We start from the raw sequence: 1,327 nt of genomic DNA, 5'->3' as shown, positions 1-1,327 counted from the left end.
GCGGCCGCGAGGACGGCGGCGAAGACGGTGACGGCGGTGGCCGGCAGGGGGTGGCAGGCCCGCAGCAGTCCGCCCAGCGGGACCGTCGGCAGGGGGAAGGCGGGAGAGCGGGCGGGCACGGCGTCACGCTACTCCGTGACGGCACGTCGAGTCGGCCCCTTTCGCGCGCTTAAGCATGATTCGCCCCTTTCTTCCCTATGTTGGGCCAATGACCCGTGTCCTGTCGGTGCGCAGCGTGTTCCCGCCCCACCGGTATCCGCAGGCCCAGATCACGGAGGCACTGGTCCGGTGCCTGCCGCCCGGCGCGGACGCCGCCCTGCTGCGCCGGGTGCACGCCTCGGCGCGGGTCGGGCACCGCCATCTCGCGCTGCCGCTGGAACGTTACGGCCCGGACTCCGACTTCGGCACGACGAACGCCCTCTTCCTCCGTACGGCCCTGGAGCTCGGCGCCGAGGCGGTCGGCGGCGCCCTCGCCGGGGCCGGCCTGGCGGCGCCGGAGATCGGGCTGGTGCTCTCGACGACCGTCACCGGGCTGGCCACCCCGTCCCTGGAGGCCCGGCTCGTCTCCCGCACCGGACTGCGGCCCGGGGTGCGGCGCGTCCCGCTCTTCGGGCTGGGCTGCGCGGCGGGCGCCGCCGGGCTGGGTATGCTGCACGAGCAGCTGGCCGGACGCCCCGGGCAGGCCGCGCTGCTGTTGTCCACGGAGCTGTGCTCGCTGACCCTGCAACCCACGGACACCTCGATGGCGAACCTGGTGGCGGGCGCCCTCTTCGGCGACGGCTGCGGGGCCCTGGTCGCGGTGGGGGCGGAGCACCCCCGACACGACGGCGCGGGCGGCGGCGGGCCGTGGGTGGTGGACGCGCGCGGCCGCCTCTATCCGGGCACCGAGCACCTCCTCGGCTGGGACATCGGCCACTGGGGCCTGCGCATGGTGCTGGGCCGGGAGCTGCCCGGGCTGGTCGGGCTGCACGTGGCGGAGGAGGTCGAGTCCTTCCTGGCCGGGCACGACCTCAAGCCCGCCGACATCGACGTCTGGATCTGCCATCCGGGCGGCCCGAAGCTCCTCGACGTGCTGGCCGGCTCCCTGGGGCTGCCCGGGCACGCCCTCGCGGCGAGCCGGCGCTCGCTGGCCTCCGTGGGGAACCTCTCCTCCGCGTCCGTCCTGCACATCCTCGGCGCCGTCCAGGCCGCCGGGCCGCCCGCGCCCGGATCGACGGGGCTGATGCTGGCCTTCGGTCCGGGTTTCGCCTCCGAACTCGTCCTGCTGCGCTGGTGAGGTGCCCATGCCGCTGTTCCCGTCACTCCAGACCCTGATCCCCTCGACCCC

The 1,327-nt window shown here is 75.4% G+C and carries 1 protein-coding gene; it reads left to right on the top strand.

Annotated elements, in window-relative coordinates:
• Positions 1-208: 208 nt before the first annotated feature.
• Positions 209-1,276, top strand: a complete 1,068-nt coding sequence (locus tag VR44_RS26030) for a type III polyketide synthase (protein ID WP_045950034.1) — start codon at positions 209-211, stop codon at positions 1,274-1,276.
• Positions 1,277-1,327: the final 51 nt, after the last annotated feature.

This window comes from Streptomyces katrae (assembly GCF_000966975.1).
GTDB classification, from domain to species: domain Bacteria; phylum Actinomycetota; class Actinomycetes; order Streptomycetales; family Streptomycetaceae; genus Streptomyces; species Streptomyces katrae.
The sequence above is the reverse complement of the archived record's forward strand: the minus strand, read 5'-3'. Positions and strand labels throughout refer to the sequence as shown.

What these genes read in the sequence shown, in the direction of transcription:
- VR44_RS26030 (WP_045950034.1), top strand. Translation starts at nt 209, where the DNA reads ATGACCCGTGTCCTGTCGGTGCGCAGCGTGTTCCCGCCCCACCGGTAT.